At 66.0% G+C, this 16,237-nt stretch carries 16 protein-coding genes; 7 read left to right on the forward strand and 9 right to left on the reverse strand.

Translation table 11 applies throughout. The features are described from left to right. The first annotated feature begins 1 nt into the window (after position 1). The 3 genes from BTO32_RS05305 to BTO32_RS05315 all read left to right on the forward strand — a co-directional run bounded on the left by BTO32_RS05305 (position 2) and on the right by BTO32_RS05315 (position 3,902). Entirely contained in the window at positions 2-1,708 is a 1,707-nt protein-coding gene (locus BTO32_RS05305; RefSeq protein WP_076723417.1) for an ExeM/NucH family extracellular endonuclease, read from the forward strand. 94 nt (positions 1,709-1,802) lie between these two features. After that, the gene (locus BTO32_RS05310) at positions 1,803-2,684 is read left to right on the forward strand and encodes an alpha/beta fold hydrolase (RefSeq protein WP_076723418.1); all 882 of its coding nucleotides are present in this window, start codon (positions 1,803-1,805) and stop codon (positions 2,682-2,684) included. 153 nt (positions 2,685-2,837) lie between these two features. Beyond that, on the forward strand, positions 2,838-3,902 hold the full coding sequence (locus BTO32_RS05315) for an AraC family transcriptional regulator (protein ID WP_076723419.1): 1,065 nt from the start codon (positions 2,838-2,840) through the stop codon (positions 3,900-3,902). Positions 3,903-3,904: 2 nt separating this feature from the next. Here BTO32_RS05315 and queE read toward each other — a convergent pair whose 3' ends face one another. Continuing rightward, on the reverse strand, positions 3,905-4,561 hold the full coding sequence (gene queE / locus BTO32_RS05320; RefSeq protein WP_076723420.1) for a 7-carboxy-7-deazaguanine synthase: 657 nt from the start codon (positions 4,559-4,561) through the stop codon (positions 3,905-3,907). Further along, positions 4,561-5,226: a 7-cyano-7-deazaguanine synthase QueC gene (queC, locus tag BTO32_RS05325; protein WP_076723421.1), complete on the reverse strand. Its 666-nt coding sequence runs from the start codon at positions 5,224-5,226 to the stop codon at positions 4,561-4,563. The genes queE and queC overlap by 1 nt, the downstream gene beginning before the upstream one ends. Before the next feature lie 158 nt (positions 5,227-5,384). Here queC and BTO32_RS05330 point away from each other — a divergent pair, with 158 nt between their 5' ends. Continuing rightward, complete coding sequence (locus tag BTO32_RS05330; protein ID WP_076723422.1) at positions 5,385-5,894, forward strand: 3'-5' exonuclease; 510 nt, start codon at positions 5,385-5,387, stop codon at positions 5,892-5,894. Here the strand turns inward: BTO32_RS05330 and BTO32_RS05335 are convergent. Continuing rightward, positions 5,866-6,102: a hypothetical protein gene (locus tag BTO32_RS05335; RefSeq protein WP_076723423.1), complete on the reverse strand. Its 237-nt coding sequence runs from the start codon at positions 6,100-6,102 to the stop codon at positions 5,866-5,868. The genes BTO32_RS05330 and BTO32_RS05335 overlap by 29 nt on opposite strands. Before the next feature lie 545 nt (positions 6,103-6,647). Here BTO32_RS05335 and BTO32_RS05340 point away from each other — a divergent pair. Further along, positions 6,648-6,920 (forward strand): hypothetical protein, encoded by a 273-nt coding sequence (locus BTO32_RS05340; RefSeq protein ID WP_076723424.1) that lies wholly within the window; start codon positions 6,648-6,650, stop codon positions 6,918-6,920. A 21-nt stretch (positions 6,921-6,941) separates the two neighbouring features. Here BTO32_RS05340 and BTO32_RS05345 read toward each other — a convergent pair whose 3' ends face one another. The 3 genes from BTO32_RS05345 to BTO32_RS05355 are packed head-to-tail and all read right to left on the reverse strand — an operon-like array spanning position 6,942 to position 11,488. Then, positions 6,942-7,355, reverse strand: a complete 414-nt coding sequence (locus BTO32_RS05345) for a response regulator (RefSeq protein WP_076723425.1) — start codon at positions 7,353-7,355, stop codon at positions 6,942-6,944. Positions 7,356-7,402: 47 nt separating this feature from the next. After that, positions 7,403-7,960 (reverse strand): hypothetical protein, encoded by a 558-nt coding sequence (locus BTO32_RS05350; RefSeq protein WP_076723426.1) that lies wholly within the window; start codon positions 7,958-7,960, stop codon positions 7,403-7,405. A 36-nt stretch (positions 7,961-7,996) separates the two neighbouring features. Further along, positions 7,997-11,488, reverse strand: coding sequence for a 7TM diverse intracellular signaling domain-containing protein (locus tag BTO32_RS05355; RefSeq protein ID WP_076723427.1), 3,492 nt, complete (start codon positions 11,486-11,488; stop codon positions 7,997-7,999). Between the two features lie 129 nt (positions 11,489-11,617). On the opposite strand from BTO32_RS05355, the gene BTO32_RS05360 reads away from it, so the two are divergent. Continuing rightward, a complete protein-coding gene (locus BTO32_RS05360) occupies positions 11,618-12,610 on the forward strand; it encodes an RNA-binding protein (protein WP_076723428.1) in 993 nt (330 codons plus the stop codon). A gap of 6 nt (positions 12,611-12,616) precedes the next feature. Here BTO32_RS05360 and BTO32_RS05365 read toward each other — a convergent pair whose 3' ends face one another. Then, positions 12,617-12,865: a hypothetical protein gene (locus BTO32_RS05365; protein ID WP_076723773.1), complete on the reverse strand. Its 249-nt coding sequence runs from the start codon at positions 12,863-12,865 to the stop codon at positions 12,617-12,619. A 230-nt stretch (positions 12,866-13,095) separates the two neighbouring features. On the opposite strand from BTO32_RS05365, the gene BTO32_RS05370 reads away from it, so the two are divergent. Next, a complete protein-coding gene (locus BTO32_RS05370) occupies positions 13,096-13,440 on the forward strand; it encodes a hypothetical protein (protein WP_076723429.1) in 345 nt (114 codons plus the stop codon). A gap of 16 nt (positions 13,441-13,456) precedes the next feature. Here BTO32_RS05370 and BTO32_RS05375 read toward each other — a convergent pair whose 3' ends face one another. Continuing rightward, positions 13,457-14,743 (reverse strand): serine hydrolase domain-containing protein, encoded by a 1,287-nt coding sequence (locus BTO32_RS05375; protein ID WP_076723430.1) that lies wholly within the window; start codon positions 14,741-14,743, stop codon positions 13,457-13,459. A gap of 91 nt (positions 14,744-14,834) precedes the next feature. Continuing rightward, a complete protein-coding gene (locus tag BTO32_RS05380; protein WP_076723431.1) occupies positions 14,835-16,085 on the reverse strand; it encodes a sensor domain-containing diguanylate cyclase in 1,251 nt (416 codons plus the stop codon). Positions 16,086-16,237: the final 152 nt, after the last annotated feature.

A 16,237-nucleotide genomic window follows, 5' to 3' on the forward strand; every position in this document is an offset into this window, starting at 1 on the left:
GGTGCGGCACCACCGCGTCCTGACCGCCGCCCTGCTGCTACTGGCCGCCACCCCGGCCAGTGCCGGCGGTGACTGCGGCGACCCCTTCACCCCGATCGCCCGGATTCAGGGTGAGGGTGAACGCTCGCCCCTGGTGGGCCAGCCGGTCACCGTGGAAGGCGTGATGACCCTCGACGCCCGGGGCGACGGTGGCCTGCAGGGCTTCTACCTGCAACAGTCCGAGGCCGAGGCCGACGACAACCCCCGGACCTCCGAGGCCCTGTTCGTCTACACCCGACGACCCGGAGGCCAGCCCGGCACTCGCCTTCGCCTGACCGGCGAGGTTCGGGAGTACCGGGGCCTGACGGAACTGGCGAACGTCCAGACGCTGATCCTCTGCGGCCCGGCGCCACTGCCCGAGCCCCTGCCTCTGGAGCTGTCTGCCCGGGCCGATCTGGAACCCCTGGAAAACATGCGGGTGGCGGTGCCCACCACCGCCACGGTCGTGGACAGCCACAACCTGGCCCGCTACGGCGAACTGGAACTGGCCCCCTCAGACCCGGTGATCCCCACCGAATACCGGCCGCCGGCGCCCGGCGTACCGGATCTTCCGGCACGGAATGGTCACGGGCTGATTCTCGACGACGCCCGGGGTGTCCGCGACCCGCGCCCCATTCCCTGGCCCTCTGGCCAGCCCGGGCTGCGCCTGGGAGACACCCTGAGCGACCTGCAGGGTGTGCTGGACTACCGCTTCAACCGCTGGCGCCTGCAGCCGACCCGGCCACCCCGACACATTCCCGCCAACCCCAGGCCGCCGGCGCCGCCCCGCCCGGACACCGCCACCTTGCGGGTGATGGCCTTCAACCTGGCGAACCTGTTCAACGGCGACGGCCAGGGCGGGGGCTTCCCGACACCACGGGGCGCCACCAGCGAAGCCCAGTACCGACGCCAGCTCGACCGGCTGGTGGCACTGCTGACGGCGCCGGATCCGGATATCCTGACGCTCAGCGAACTGGAAAACGACGGTTACGACGAGCACAGCGCCGCCGCCGACCTCGCCCGGGCCTTGGGGCCCCGGTGGCACTTCGTGGCCACGCCCGGCGCCGACGGCCGGGACGCCATCCGGACCCTGATCTACTACCGGCGCGACCGGGTACGCCCGGTGGGCCCGCCTACCCGTTTCAGCAGCGGCCCGGGGCGCCCCCCGCAAATACAGGCCTTCCAGCGCTCAGCGGGCGGGCCGGTGGTGCGGGTCGTGGCGGTGCACCTCAAGTCCAAATCCTGCCAGGGCGCCGCCGGGGAAGAGCGGGACCGGGGCGACGGCCAGGGCTGCCACGCCGGGCAACGCACCCGGGCCGCCACCGCCCTGGTGGACGGGCTCCGCGCCCCACTCGAACCGGTCGCCGGCACGCTTATCGCCGGCGACTTCAACAGCTATAGCCAGGAAACACCGCTGCAGGTGTTGGCCGAGCACGGCTATGTCAACCTGCTGCCGCACTTCCATCCCTGTACCCCCGCCCAGTGCCGCCACTACACCTACCGCTACCGGGGTCACCGAGGTGCCCTGGACCACATTCTGGCCTCCTCCGCGCTGGTGCCTTCGGTGCTGGCCGCCCAGGCCTGGCTCGTCAACACCGACGAACCGCGCGGTCCGGGACTGCCGGAACCCGACTCGGGCCCCTGGGGCGTATCCGACCACAATCCGGTGATTGTCGACCTCCGGCTGTGACTGACCCGGCCGCCGCCCCGGCCGGGCGACCCGGCCAACGCCGGCCGCCACACGCACGCTAGACTGATGGCACGAGTTCGCGCAAGGACCTGCCATGCTATTCCCCAACCTCTGGCCCGCTGCCCGCACCGGGCAACGATGGCTGCTGAATGCCCGACGCCGCGTCACCACCGTGGACGGCCATCGCATGGTGTACCTGGAACGGGGCCACCCCCGCCCGGGACGGCCCACCGTGGTGCTGATCCACGGATTTGCCTCGATGAAGGAAAACTGGGCGTTGTGGCTCCAGGCCCTGCCCCGGCACTGGCACCTTCTGGTACCGGACCTGCCCGGACTGGGCGAGAGCGACTACCGGGTCGAGGCCTGCTACCGTTATCAAAGCCAGGCGCAGCGCCTGAACACCTGGCTGGAGCAGCAGCCCGCCGGCGACCTGCACCTGGCCGGCAGTTCCATGGGCGGGGCCATCGCCGCCATCCTCGCACACCACCTGGCCACCCCCCCGCGCAGCCTCACTCTGCTCAACAGCGCCGGCATTCCCGAACAGCCCGACCGGTCACCGGACGCGCCGTTCCAGAGCGACCGGGACCAGATCTTGATCCCCCGGGACTGGCGTGGGGTCTACCGGATGTTCAACAGCGTGGGCAATGGCCGGCCGTCGGTCCTGGGGGTGGCAATGACCGGGCTGCTCGGCCCGGACCTGCTGGGACGCACCCGCGCCCTGGAACACATTTTCCGGGACATGCTGGCCGACCCGCTGGCGCCGGCACGCTACCTGGGCAAGGACACGCCGCCGATGCAGGTGCAGTGGGGCGACCGCGACACCATCACCCCCACCCGTTGCGTGCGCTGGTTCGAACGGGCCACCCCCGGGGCCGAGCTTCATGTCTTCCCCGGGGTGGGTCACCTGCCCATGGTGGAGGTTCCCCGCCGCTCGGCATCGGTGTTCGCCCGTTTCGTGGCGCGCCACCAGCCCTGACAGCCGGTCGGGACCGGCGGGCCAATTGGCCCGAATGGCCCCGTTCTCAGTCACCGAAGCCAAGGGATTGTCCGTCGAAGCGCGCATAATCGGGCGACATAACCCGGCCTTGCATAACAACAACAGAACACAGGAACAGCAAAGGGGAACCCCATGCGCGCCTCCGCTTCCACGGCCAAGGACCTGGGCATGCCGGCCATCTACCTGCATACCCTGGCCCAGTTGCTACGCTCCATCGGCATTGATGACCGCAGCCTGCTGCTGCGGGTCGGGCTGGACCCGGACCGCCTGAACGCCACGGAACTGAGGGTCAGCCAGGCCCAGGCCAGCGAGTTCGTCACCCGGGCAATCATCGAAAGTGGCGAGCCGGGTCTCGGCATCCTGCTGGCCCAGGCGATGCAGCCGCCCACCCACGGTGCCTTGGGCACTGCCGTCATGAGCAGCCGCAACCTGGGCGAGGCCCTGGACCTGCTAACCCGCTACCTGACCCTGCGCGCGCCCCATTGGCACGTGCGCAAGCGCCTGACCCAGGGTCAGGCCTGGTACACCGTCACCTCGGAAGTGGACCCTGGGCCCCTGCATAATCTGATTCTGGACGCGGTGCTGCTGGGCTGTGTGTCCATGGGGACCCAGCTCACCGGTACCCCGGTGACCGGCATCCGGATCCTGCGCCGAGGCCCGGAACCGGCTTATTTCCAGCGCTTCCGTGCCCAGATACCGGTCCCGGTCCACTACGATGCCACCGAAGACGCCCTGCTGGTGCCCCAGGACCAGCTCGGCCTGCCCCTCCGGTTCTGCGACGAACGACGGGCGGCCGCCTCCCGGGCGGAGTGCGAACAGGCGCTGCAACGCCTGTCGGAAGATGCCGGCTTTGCCTGCCGGGTTCGCCGGGTCATCGAAACCAGCTACCCGTTCCCCCCCAAGCTGGCCCGGGTGGCGAGCACCCTGTTTGTCTCGGAGCGGACCCTGAAACGGCGACTTCAGGAAGAGCAGGCCAGTTTCCAGCACCTGGTGGACCAGGTGCGGTTGGAACGGGCCCGAGAACTGCTGACGCACACCGGCATGAACCTGAGCCAGATCGCCGATGCCCTGGGCTATGCCGACGCCGCCAACTTCACCCGCGCTTTCAAGCGCTGGACCGGGCGCAGCCCCAGCCGGTACCGAAGCGAAGCCCTGGCTGTGCCTGCCGAGGCGGGCCGCCCCCGGGCGAGCGCCTGATCTCAGTCGATGCCGATGAGCTTGTGCATCTGCAGGGTCAAGCGCCAACGGGGATGTGCCAGGCAATACTCAGTGGCCTTACGGGTATTGGCAAGCTTGACCGTATCTTCGCCGGAGGCCGGCGCGGCGGGTGACGCCATGGGGGACAGGAAGTAATGGCGGGCCTGGATATGCTCGAAACGCTCGGGCATCGCCAGGGGTTGAGGAAACACCAGTTTGAGCTCGTCGCAGCGGTCGACGACCACCGGCGCGTCGGCTTTGGGGCTGACACACAGCCAGTCGATGCCCGCCGGTGGCGACAGGGTACCGTTGGTCTCCACACCCACCTCAAAACCACGGCGGTGCAAGGCCGCCACCAATGCGTCGTCCAGCTGCAGCAGGGGCTCGCCACCGGTGCAGACCACATAGGGCCGCCCCGGTGCGGACGGCCACAAGCGCCACAGATGGTCCGCCAGTGCCTCCGCCGTCTCGAACACGCCGCCGTTCTGGCCGTCCGTGCCCACGAAGTCCGTATCGCAGAACGAACACACGGCCCGAGCCCGGTCCCGTTCCCGGCCATTCCAGAGGTTGCACTTGCTGAACCGACAGAACACCGCGGCGCGACCGGCCTGGGCACCCTCGCCCTGAAGCGTGTAGAAAGCCTCCTTGACCCGGTACATCAGACCGGCACCTCGTATTCCAGGGGATCGCGGACACCGTTGGCGGCGAAGGCTTCCAGGCGCTCGACGCAGGAGCCACAGCGGCCACAGGCCCGCTCGCGGCCGTTGTAGCAGGTCCAGGTGTGCCGGTAGTCCAACCCGAGTTTCAGGCCCTCCGCCAGGATCTGGCCCTTGTCCATGTGCATGAAGGGCGCCTCGATCGCTACCGGCTCATAGTTGGCGATACGGCAGACCGCATCCATCTTCTCCACGAATTCGGGCCGGCAGTCCGGATAGATGGCATGATCGCCACCATGGGCGCCGTACCAGACCGCCTGGGCACCGACGGTGACGGCGTAACCGGTGGCCAGCGACAGCAGGATCATGTTGCGGTTGGGCACCACCGTCGCCTTCATGCTTTCCTCTTCGTAATGCCCCTCCGGCACGTCGATGTCCGAGGTCAGCGAGGAGCCGCTCATCACCTCGGACATGGCGCGGATATCGAGCACCTTGTGTGGAATGGCCAACGCCTGGCACACCTGGCGGGCGCACGCCAGTTCACGGACATGGCGCTGGCCGTAGTCGAAGGACAGGGCATGAACCCGGAGGCCCCGGGCCAGGGCCCGGTGCAGGAGGGTGAAGGAGTCCATCCCCCCGGAATAGATCACTACCACGGTATCAGTCATTCGGAATCTCGCACTCGCAATGGCAATGACAGCCGACTGTCATCGGAGTTTTATACGGGCTGGACATATTGTAACAGTGCCACGTCAGGTTGGGTTCGCGTCCGGCGAGCTGGGCGGGTAAACTCGGCAAACACACGCCATTGGAACACTCGGACACCATGACCTGCGAATCGATTCCGGCCTTCATTGATTTCGAGGCCTCCAGCCTCGATCTCATTGCCAGCTACCCGATCGAAGTGGGCATCTGCCTGCCGGACGGGACCCTGCACAGCTGGCTCATCAGCCCCCATGCGCTGTGGCGGGACTGGTCGGAAAGCGCAGAACGGGTGCACGGCATCTCCCGGCGCACGCTTCAGGCCGATGGCCATGGGGTGCGGGAGGTGGCCCGCCGGCTGAACGAGCTATTGCCTCCGCAGGTGTTCTGCGATGCCTGGACTTTTGACAGTTTCTGGCTGCACCGGCTGTTCCGGGCCGCCAATCTGCAGCCCGAGTTCCAGCTGGAGTCCATTTCCATGCTGCTCAGTCCGCAGCAGGTCCGGGAGTGGTCGGGCGTCCGGCAACAGGTGATCGCCGAGCTGGGACTGCCGATTCACCGAGCCGCCAACGACGCCCTGATCCTGCACACCACCTGGAAGCGGATCACTTGCCAGGACGAAGCCGCAGAGTGAGGAACTGCAGGCCGTCTTTGAGGGTGTGGAGCGTCCAGTAGGTCGCCAGCGCCATCAGCACGGCACCGACCACGGTGAAGCCCAGGTCGGCCCCCACCACTTGGTCCCTGGCAAGGAGGAAATACACCGCCAGCGCGGCCATCAAAACCATTTCGACGATAAAATCGGAACGGAACCTGTTTCTGACTGATCCGGGTTCGTCGGACATGTTCTTCGTTTCAACCTCTGTCTTGAGTGGGATGAATGGACTTGGTCTGAGTGACTAAATTATCGCCAAAACAGAGGGCTGCCTCAGTACGAACTAGTGGCTACGCAGTTTCCGAGGGGCAAAAAAAAACGCAGCCGAACCGACTGCGTAGAAAGGAGAGATCCATAGACACCTGACTCGGCAGGCATCGCGGATTGCACAACGTAAAAACACGTGACGCTGCGCATTATGGGGATTCCGACCGCCTCCGTCTGTAGGGGTTTGCCGAAGCCGGCGAGCCCTTGCAAACGGCCCGGGAGGCTATACACTGACCATGGAATTCGTATTCGGGAGCCGTTATCCGATGTTGCATCATCAGCCCACTGTTGTCATAGCCGCCGACCGCCGCAAGGGGCCGTCCGCGCGTGCCATGGTGAAAGACATCTGACGGCTTTCGGCAGTCCCGGGAGCCTTCTTCGCGACCGGGTCCGATCTTCTGACAAACCCCGGTTGCTCCTGGCTCCGGGGTTTTGTTTTTGCAGCCGCAAAACGACAAGGAGAAGATCATGAAGAGACGTCCGACCACACGTGCCGCCAACGCACCAGCGGGCAATCGACAGGGCCCGATCAAGCGGCCCGAAAAATTGCCGCTGCTGGACGCGATCTGCAAGAAGCTGAACCAGCGGGTCAACTTGGACGACGAGCAGCGGGTGCTTGGCCTGTACGAGCGGGGCTGGATTTTCAAGGGCGTCCTGGGCAACCTCGACGGCGCCGAGGCCCGTTACGTCCGGGCCCTGGCCACCCGCTACAACTCCTGGATCGCCCGCCAGGTCGCCTGACGCCAACCCGGGGCGGGCCGGTCAGTGACGCCGGCCCGGCCCCTGCATCAGCACCACGTCACCGCCATGGACCATGGCGTAGTTGTTGATCACATCGTGAATCTTTTCCTGGGAATAGGGCTTGACCACATAGCCGTTGGCGCCGGCGCTGATCGCCCGCTGGATGCTGTCGATGGAATCGTCCGCCGTGACCAGCACGATGTGCTGGCTTTCGCGCCGCGCCTTGAACGCTTTCATCAGCTCGTGGCCATCCTCATCCGGCAGGCCAAGATCCAGCAACACGATATGATATTCACTCGCCTCGAACGCAGCCCGCGCCGAGGCGGCATCCTCCGCCTCCACCACCCGGGTGGCGCCGGCCCGGTAGAGCATGTCCCTGAGCTTGGCCCGCATTACGGGCTCATCCTCGACCACCAGCACTCGCAGATCCGTCATCTTGTTTCTCCCGTCGACTCCGGTCGATGCCCCGCACCGACCGCTGATCAATAAGGCCCGTTGCCGCTGCGCCGGGGCAGGTCCAGGGGGGCGGGTCGGACCGCACCGGCGGGGGTGTCCGGCGCTTCGTCCGACAGCGCGCCGGCGCCCGTCGAGCTGCCGGCATCACTGCCGAACCGGGTCAGCAGGTTGCTGATACTCACCGCGGTGCTGTACAGCGAAACCGCGATGATCAGCAGCACCGGCTGGACGAAGGCAACAAACCCCGGCACTTCGGCGTGACCGACGATACTGAGCATCAGAATGATCGCCGGCCCCAGCACCAGAAACAGCGTCAGGGCAATGAAGAACACGATGCGCTCCTTGTAACGCCCCAGATCCCGGTGGCTTACCAGCCCCAGCACAAACTTGCCCATCGCCAGCCCGGCCAGGATCGCCGAGGCAATGCTGAGGTCCGGCTGCAGCAGGGTGTCGTAGAGTTTGCCATCCCACAACCGCTGCATGCCAATCACCAGGAAGGGGAAGAGCACGAACAGGATGTCGGCGTAGGTGCCGTACATCATGCTCAGGGAATACTGTTCTTTGCGCTCGGAGCTGTCATTCATGTCAATGTTCCTGTCGTGGTTCCAGAATGTGCCGGGTCAGGGCGCCGCAGCCATAGCCGCCAGCGCCCGTGCCATCTGCTCATCGAGGCCGGCCAGCGCCTCGGCCACCTGTTGCCAGTCCGGTGCTGGCGTCCGCAGCAGGTGCTCCAGGGCACCGGCTTGCCGGGTCATGGCGGGGTAGCCCATGGCACCGGCGGTACCCTTGATCTGGTGCGCCTCGTGACGCAGGGTTTCCGGCCGGCGCTCGCGCAGCGCCCGGGCCATGGCCTGGCGCCGCTGATCCAGCCCGGACAGGAACTGACGCACCAGGTCTCCCAGCTCCGGTTCCTCGTCGACCGCCGGTGGCGGCGTCTCCGGGCTGTCCAGATAACGGATCAGCCGGTCGGGATCGATCGGCCGAGCCAGCGCCTCGTCGCAGCCGGCTTCCAACATGGCCGCGCGGGCCGGATCCCCATCCTGACACCAAGCAATGATCGGCCGCCGGAACCCCGCCTGGCGCAGCAGCCGGGTTGCCGCCACGCCATCCAGGCCTGGCAACTCCGGCGCCAGCAACAACAGCCGCACCGAATCCGACAGGGCGGTGCGGACCGCCTCGTCGCCTCCGGACACGAACACCACCTCCAGCCCCAGGCGGCCCAGAGCCTGTTCCGCCTGTCGCCGGTCGGCATCGCCGGCGGCCACCAGCACCCGCCCGCGCGCCGGCCCGGCGTCCGGGCGCCGGGGCAGATACCGTCCCAGCAGTTCGTAGAAGCGCTGCCTGTCGATCGGCTTGGCGAGGTGTTCATTGCAGCCCGCCAACCGGTAGTCGGCGATGTCCTCGGTCATCACGTTCGCGGTCAGGGCGACGACCGGGGTATTGACCCCCGCCTCGCGCAGGGCGGCCGTGGCATCCCGGCCGTTCATCACCGGCATCTGGATGTCCATCAGGATCAGGTCGAACGGCTCCCGGATCGCCATCTCCAGGGCTTCGGCACCGTTGCCGACGTGCACCAGTTCGGCGCCGGTGCGGGCCACCATCAATGACACCAGGCGCCGGTTGACGTCGTTGTCTTCGGCGCAGAGGATCCGGCCGGCCAGCCGGGGCACGTTCACCTGGGGCAAATCACCGCCTCGGGGGCCCAGTGCCGACGCGTCCCGCAGCAGGGGCACACCGTCCAGGCGCCCGGTGCGGATCGAGACTTCGAACTCGCTGCCCTCGCCATAGGTGCTGGCAACGGTAATGCTGCCCCCCAGCAGTTCCGCCAAACGCCGGGAAATGCTCAGGCCCAGCCCGGTGCCGCCGTACTGCCGGGAAATGGCGGCACTGCCCTGGGCGAAGGGATCGAACAACCGGCGCAGCTGCTCCGGTTTCATGCCGATGCCGGTATCGGTTACCCGGGCAATCAGCAGTTCCCGCGCTCGGTCGCAACGAACGGACAGGGAAATCGCACCCTTTTCCGTGAACTTCAGGGCATTACCGCACAGGTTGATAATGATTTGCCGGAAGCGGGTGGGGTCGGTATGAATCTGCTCGGGCAGGGGAAATTCACAGGCGACATGGAAATCCAGCCCCTTTTCCCGGGCCTTGGGCGCGAAAAATGCCCGGACATCCGCCAGGAACTCGGGCACGTTCACCGGCACGATGTCCACGTCGAGTTTGTTGGCGTCGATCTTCGAGTGATCCAGGATGTCGTTGACCAGATCCAGTAGATGGCGCCCGCTCCGAACCACCGTTTCCGCGCTGCGCCTTTTTTCCGCCTCGGTCAGGTCGGGGTCCAGCAGGGTTTCGCCGTAGCCGATGATGGCCGCCAGGGGGGTGCGGATCTCGTGACTCATGTTGGCCAGGAACTGGCTCTTCGCCTCGGCGGAGTTGCGGGCCAGCTCTTTCTCCAGACGCTCCTGCTCCCGTTCCCGCTCGATGCGCTGACGCTGGCGGCTTTCGGTGACATCGATGCAGGTGCCTTCCAGGTGCGTCGGCTCGCCGTCGGCATCGTAGGCGGTATGCAGCGACAGCGTGGCCCAGCGTTCGGCGCCGTCCCGGGTCAGATAGCGGGCCTCAATGCCCTTGACCGAGCCCTTGGCCTGCAACTGCTCCACCACCAGCCGACGCAACCGCTCATCGGCAATGCAGGTGTCCAGCACGTCCGGGTTGTGGCGGAGCAACTCCCGGCTGCTGTTGTATCCGAGCATGCGCGCCATGGCCGGGTTGGCGGTCACGAAGCGGCGTTCCCGCGACATCTGAAAGACCCCTTCCACCGCGTTGTCGAACAGCGACTGGTAGCGTTTCAGGTTGGCCAGGGCCCGCTGGCTCCAGGACAGCGCCTCACCCTGAACCTGCTTGATCCGGTCGGCAATGGAGAAGGAAAACAGGATGATCTGGGCGGTCAGCCCGATCTGCGGCGAGTAGCCGGTGAAGGTGTTCAGGGGCAGGTACCCCATCACAGTCAGGGCATAGATGCCGAAGCCCACCAACGCCAGGGTCCAGGCAAAGAAGTAGGAACGGGCCGCCGGGTTGGAATAGCGCCAGGACAGGTAACTGACCAGGATCAGGACCAGGCTCAGCAGGATGGAGCCAAGCACGATCCATTCCATGGCCACGTGATAGGGCAGGAAGAAACACAGGACGAAGGTCACTACCACCGAATAGAGGCACAGGCGGATGACCTGATCGAGATCGGCGGAGCGCTCCCGGGTTTCCAGCAGGGAACGGGCCATCAGCAGCCCCCAGAACCAGGTCAGGACGATCTGGAAATGCAGGTATTCCTTGCTGAACACGGCCGGACGGCTGTCCAGCAGCTGCACCCCATGCACCTGCTCGGTGACGATAAACACCGCGGCCGATACCAGATAGAGCACGTAGTAGACGTTGCTGCGTTCGCGCACGGACACCGCCACGAACAGGTTGTAGGCCAGGATCGCCAGGATCGCGCCCAGCAGCACGCCCCGCACGGCCTCGTCCACGGAGACCTTTTCAATGTAGGTGTCTGGTTGCCACAGGCTGATGGGCAGCCGGAAGGTGTTGGTGTTGATGACCCGGAGATAGGCGGTGGTGACGGTATCCGGCGCCAGCGCCAGGCGAAAGGTGGGATTGGGGACCGCCAGGTCCCGCTGCTGCCAGTTGTCGTGGTAACCGGCCCGGCGGTGGTCGACCAGGGTGCCGTCGCGCACCAGATACAGCCGGACCTCGTCCACCAGCGGCAACGCCAGTTCCAGCACCCAGTCCGTGGCTCCGGCACGGGGCTGGAGGTCCATCCGGATCCAGTAGGCCGACTCGGTATAACCGAAGTTGAGCACGCCGCCCTGGTGCTGGGTGAAGGCCGCCCGGCCCCGCCGGATGACTTCCTCCACCGTCAGGGATTTGTCGGGGTCTTCCAGATACCAGATGCAGGACCCCGGGTTGCGGATGCCAGTCACCCCCCGCTCCAGCTGCAGCCGGCCATCCCGACAGGCGTCCTGGGCCTGGGCTGGCAACGACACCACGGCCAGCGTCCACGCCATCAACCAGGCGAGGGCAGGTCCGGATACCAGGAAAGAACGCCGTTGCCGCAAAATGTGATCTCCCCGAGGGCGGATGCCGGTTATATGAATTATTGTCAGCATTCGGGCCGGGGCATGGCGCCCCACGGCTATTCACTTTAGCCGCAAATCCCACACAACGCACCTGAAAGGACTCCGGACATGAGACGTTCGCGCCTGTTCGCCGCCAGTACCGCCGTCGCTGCCGCCCTCGCCGGGGGCTGCGGCATGGAGGATACCGGCTCCAATGCCCTCAACCCGGCCACCGACGTCGACCCGGTGTTCTCCAGTTTCACCCTGACCGAACAGACCGACACCACTCTGTTTCACGACCTGCTGCTGGCGCTTGAGCCGGCACCCTACAGCGAGCCGGAAGCCGACACCCTGGCCGAGGCCATCCGCGACCAGCTGGCCCTGTTCCTGAACCTGAGCTACCAGCCCGGCCCGCCGCTCACCCTGGTGTCGGTCCGCAACCCCCTGGACCTGATGCGCCGGGTCATCGGCGAGAATGAGATCGAGAACTTCAATGAAGCACGCCGTTACATCAGTGCCCGGATCGACGAGGGCGTCGCGGGGGAATACAGCAACACCACCAACGATGCCCTGGTCCGCTTCACCGACCAGGGCGCCATTTTCGAAGGGCGGCCGATCACCGACTACGAGTGGCGCTATCCGATCGTCAAGTGGGTCTACACCCCGGACACCTCGAACCGGGTTACCCGGGTGCTCACCTGGGTCGCGTCCGGCGAGTTTCCCGAGGGCAGCACCCGCCCCAGCGCCACCCTGGGAACTCAGTTCGACCCGTCCGGTTTCCAGGCCATCGGCTACAACGACGGCGCCCGCCTGCACAGCGAAGGCAGCGTGGTGATCGAAGGCGAACGGGAGATGGCCTTTGTCCGGGACTATGACGGCGAGAACACCGATGCGATCACCATCGACGGCACCGCTGCCGGTACCGCGGAAGGCACGGCCGGTCCGGATTTCGAGTTCGGAGGGCAGACGGTGGATTGCCTGAAGGTGGTGATGCACTACGGCGAGAAGCGGGTCGATCTCTACACCTCGCGGGACGTCGATCCCGACGACGAGGCCTACTGCACGGCGCAAGACAGCCCGACCGCCAGCTACGCGACGGCCGACACCGGCCTGCGCCCCTGACCGGGGTCAAGTATCGTCCAGCCCCTTCAGGCCCCAGTTCCGAAGGAACCCCTTCTTGCGGTCGATGAGCCGCTGGTAGGTCGCGATCATGATGGCGGCGTGGGGGGCCCGGATCAAGCGCAGGGTTTCGATGCGGCGCTCCAGCCGCTCCACTTCCGACCGGATCTGCTCGCAGACGTGGCTGCGCACGCTGTCGTGGTGGTCCAGGTTGACCGAGCGGCGCTCCGGGTGCCCGGAACGATTGGGCTTGTCCATGGGGTCCTCATCCATTGAGTCGTTGCTCGTCCATTTTGGCAATGGGGCTCAGTGTGCCTCGTTGTCCCGCCGGTCACAATAAACGTGAACAGAGTTTCACTTAGGTTGGCACCGACGGACAGACACGACGCGATGGTTTTCTTTACACGCACCATCCCCTGCTATAGTTCCCTTGAAATTCAAAACACCGGGTCTGGCCCCACCAGGCCCCCCACGAATCCGAGCGAGCCATGACCGAAGCCACCGTTGCCGACACCCTGCGAGAATACCAGTCCCTGCTGGAGCTTCTGGACGATGCCTACTGGGAAGCCAGCACCATCCAGCACAAGGACATGCTCTATGACATCATCAGCATCCTGAGTCAGGAGGTGGCCGAAATTAACAAACTGAGCATCCAGGACCACCATTACCCCTACGAGGTCATCACCGAGGGCATCCGCCGGGTTGTCCCCAAACTCGAGCGGCTCGATGAAAACCGCGAGGACGTGATCCAGCGAACCCAGACCCTCACCGACTTCCGGGACATCCTGTCCTCCGTGCTGGGCATTCTGGAAGCCCAGGTCAAAACCCTGTAGGCCCGAGGCACGGGCCTCAGCCTACGGCCAGCGGTCGTTCCTGTTCCGGCAGCAACGGGAACGCCTGGCACACGTCGTAGACAAACCGCACCAATGCCGGCAGATGGTGCGCGACCAGCGGCAGGCCGGTGGTCAGCAGGCTGACCGAAATATCCCGCGCCGGGTCCGCCCAACACAGCTTGTTGATCAGCCCGATATGGCCGAACGCATGGCGGCTGCGGGGCCCCCAGAGACCAACCGGATTGCCGCCCAGCATCATGCCGGCGCTGAAACGCATGGGCACCAGCATGGTCCGGTCGAGCTGCAGTGACCCGAACTGCTGCACCGCCCGCCGGACCGTCATCTCGCTGCAGATGCGCCGCCCGTTCCAGACTCCGCCGTTGAGCATCATCTGGAAAAACCGCCCCATCTCCTCGGCGGTGCCACACAGATTGCCCGCCGGGATCACGGCTTCCTGGAAACGGGGATCGTTGGTCACGGCCTCCACCGTGCGGATGTCCCCCCCCAGGGCGCGACGGACAATCCAGGACACCGGAAATGGCGGCGTCGGACCGGTGGCATAGTTCAGGGCCAGATCATCCAGATGTGCCGGCTCGACACCGTAGGTGAACCAGCGCATGCCCATCGGCTTGCGCAGGTAGCGGTCCAGGTAGGCTTCGATGCTGTCGCCGGTGACCTTTTCCAGCACCCGCTGCAGCACGAAACCACCGGTGATGGCATGGTAGGCCACCTTGCCGCCATCCACCGCCACCGGCCGGGCCTGGCAGAGAATGCGCCAGACCTCGTCGCGGTCCCACAGCACCTCGATCGGCGTGTCCTTGGGAATGGCCGGAATCCCGCCCCGGTGGGACAGGATCTGGTGAACCGTGATGGTTCGCTTGCCCCGGCGGCCGAACTCCGGGCAGTAGTAGGACACCGGGTCCGTCAGATTGACCAGCCCCTGCTCCGACAGCCGGTGCATCAGCAGCGCCGTGACCGCCTTGGACGCGGAGAAATAGCAGATGGGGGTTTCCGTGGTCATGGGCACGCGCGCCGTCTCGGCGCTGTCGCCCGGGCCGTTACCCCGGGCGTGACCGATGGCCCGGTGCAGTATCGGCAGGCCCCGGTGCCGCAGGGACAGCTGGATGCCCGGATGCACGCCGGTGCGGTACAAGGCTTCCACGGAGCGCCAGAGCGCCTCGGCGACGGCGGGGTCGACGCCGGCCGCGGCCGGGTCCTCGGTGGCGGCGTCCCGGAAGGTGACGGCGCCAAGATCATCCGGCAGGGCACAGACATTCAGGGCTCGGCGGGCCAAGGCATGCATAGAACGGTTCCTGGGTGAGGGTTGGCGTTGTCCCGGCAGTGTATGCCGCGGAAGCCGCCGGCGCATTGACCACAACGGCCCCGGTGCCGCGTCACGGGCCGAAGCCGGCACCCTGACTCGGCTTCGGCCGGCGACTCGCGTGCGATCCCGGGGCCACCACGACGCAGTTGCGCCCCTGGGACTTGGCCTGGTACATGGCCCGGTCGGCCGACGCAAACAGCCGGTCCGCCTGGTCGCCATGGTCGGGATACACCGCCACGCCGATACTCACGGTCAGCGGGATCACCACGCCGGAGCCGAGGATGCAGCGGTGTTCGCTGACCCGCTGACGCAGGCGCTCGGCGGTCTCGGCGGCGCCGCGGGCGTCCATCTCCGGCAGAATGACAACAAATTCCTCGCCACCGAAACGGCCGACGATGTCCACCGTGCGCACGCTTTCGGCCAGCAGCCGCGTGACCGAGCGCAGCACCAGATCCCCGGCGGCGTGGCCATAAGTGTCATTGATGTCCTTGAAATGATCGAAGTCGATCCAGAGCAGAGCCATGGAGCGCCGGTAGCGGCTCGCCCTCTGCAGCTCCTCCTCCAACAGACGCGTCGCCTCGCGACGGTTGTACAGGCCGGTCAGCACGTCCCGGGTCGCCATTTCCTCCAGTTCCACCTCCAGGCGCTTGCGATCCGAAACGTCCAGAATGATCCCTTCCAGCACCCGCTCGCCGTTGTCCCCCTCGACGCCGCGCCCGCGCTCCCAGACCCAGATCTGGCTGCCGTCCTTGCGGATCACGGGATACTCCAGGGAAAACGATTCATTCCTGGCCACGGCGGCCGTCAGTTCCTGCGTGACCCGGTCGCTGTTGTCCTTGTCGGCGATCAAGTCGGCGTAGCTGACCACGCGGTTGCGGATCAGCTCGTCCGGCTGGTAGCCGGTCAGCCGCACACAGCCCTGGGACACGAACAGCATGGTCCAGTGGTCATCGAACAGGCAGCGGTACGCCATACCGGGCAGATTATCCATCAGGATCGAGAGCTGACGCTCGCGCTTGCGCAGGGCCTGACGCTGATGGTGCTGCAACGCCAGCAGGCGACGGTCCTTGTCGAACTGGCGCAGGGTGGCGACAAACAGCACCACGCCGGTGATCAGAACGAAGAACAGGCCCTTCCAGGTCTGCACCGCGGACAGCATCGCCGGATCCGGAAACCAGAGCTCCGCCAGGCGGTCGGAAAACGTGATCCAGCAGTAGCCAGCGACGATGTAGATCAGGGCGCCCCACAAAGCCCGACGGGCCGGCTCGCGACGATCCGAGAGCCACCTCAGGCTTTGCTTGTCGATACCGGATCTAGGCATGGGCACCCTGTAACAAAAAGACACAAAGACTGTACGAAAAATAGCCCCATCCACCCCATAAGTCGAGAATCTTCCGGCCTCGGAGGGGGCAAACAAAAGCCCGGGCCGTCTGCCGACGGCCCGGGCCCTTGCCGATAACCCGGGGCGTAACC

The sequence above is a fragment of the Marinobacter lutaoensis genome (genome assembly GCF_001981305.1).
GTDB classification, from domain to species: Bacteria; Pseudomonadota; Gammaproteobacteria; order Pseudomonadales; family Oleiphilaceae; genus Marinobacter; species Marinobacter lutaoensis.

Coding starts and splice junctions, on each gene's coding strand:
- BTO32_RS05370 (WP_076723429.1), top strand. CDS start 13,096: ATGACCGAAGCCACCGTTGCCGACACCCTGCGAGAATACCAGTCCCTG.
- BTO32_RS05330 (WP_076723422.1), top strand. CDS start 5,385: ATGACCTGCGAATCGATTCCGGCCTTCATTGATTTCGAGGCCTCCAGC.
- BTO32_RS05350 (WP_076723426.1), bottom strand. CDS start 7,960: ATGAATGACAGCTCCGAGCGCAAAGAACAGTATTCCCTGAGCATGATG.
- BTO32_RS05360 (WP_076723428.1), top strand. CDS start 11,618: ATGAGACGTTCGCGCCTGTTCGCCGCCAGTACCGCCGTCGCTGCCGCC.
- BTO32_RS05335 (WP_076723423.1), bottom strand. CDS start 6,102: ATGTCCGACGAACCCGGATCAGTCAGAAACAGGTTCCGTTCCGATTTT.
- queE (WP_076723420.1), bottom strand. CDS start 4,561: ATGTACCGGGTCAAGGAGGCTTTCTACACGCTTCAGGGCGAGGGTGCC.
- BTO32_RS05340 (WP_076723424.1), top strand. CDS start 6,648: ATGAAGAGACGTCCGACCACACGTGCCGCCAACGCACCAGCGGGCAAT.
- BTO32_RS05375 (WP_076723430.1), bottom strand. CDS start 14,743: ATGCATGCCTTGGCCCGCCGAGCCCTGAATGTCTGTGCCCTGCCGGAT.
- BTO32_RS05345 (WP_076723425.1), bottom strand. CDS start 7,355: ATGACGGATCTGCGAGTGCTGGTGGTCGAGGATGAGCCCGTAATGCGG.
- BTO32_RS05365 (WP_076723773.1), bottom strand. CDS start 12,865: ATGGACAAGCCCAATCGTTCCGGGCACCCGGAGCGCCGCTCGGTCAAC.
- BTO32_RS05315 (WP_076723419.1), top strand. CDS start 2,838: ATGCGCGCCTCCGCTTCCACGGCCAAGGACCTGGGCATGCCGGCCATC.
- BTO32_RS05380 (WP_076723431.1), bottom strand. CDS start 16,085: ATGCCTAGATCCGGTATCGACAAGCAAAGCCTGAGGTGGCTCTCGGAT.
- queC (WP_076723421.1), bottom strand. CDS start 5,226: ATGACTGATACCGTGGTAGTGATCTATTCCGGGGGGATGGACTCCTTC.
- BTO32_RS05310 (WP_076723418.1), top strand. CDS start 1,803: ATGCTATTCCCCAACCTCTGGCCCGCTGCCCGCACCGGGCAACGATGG.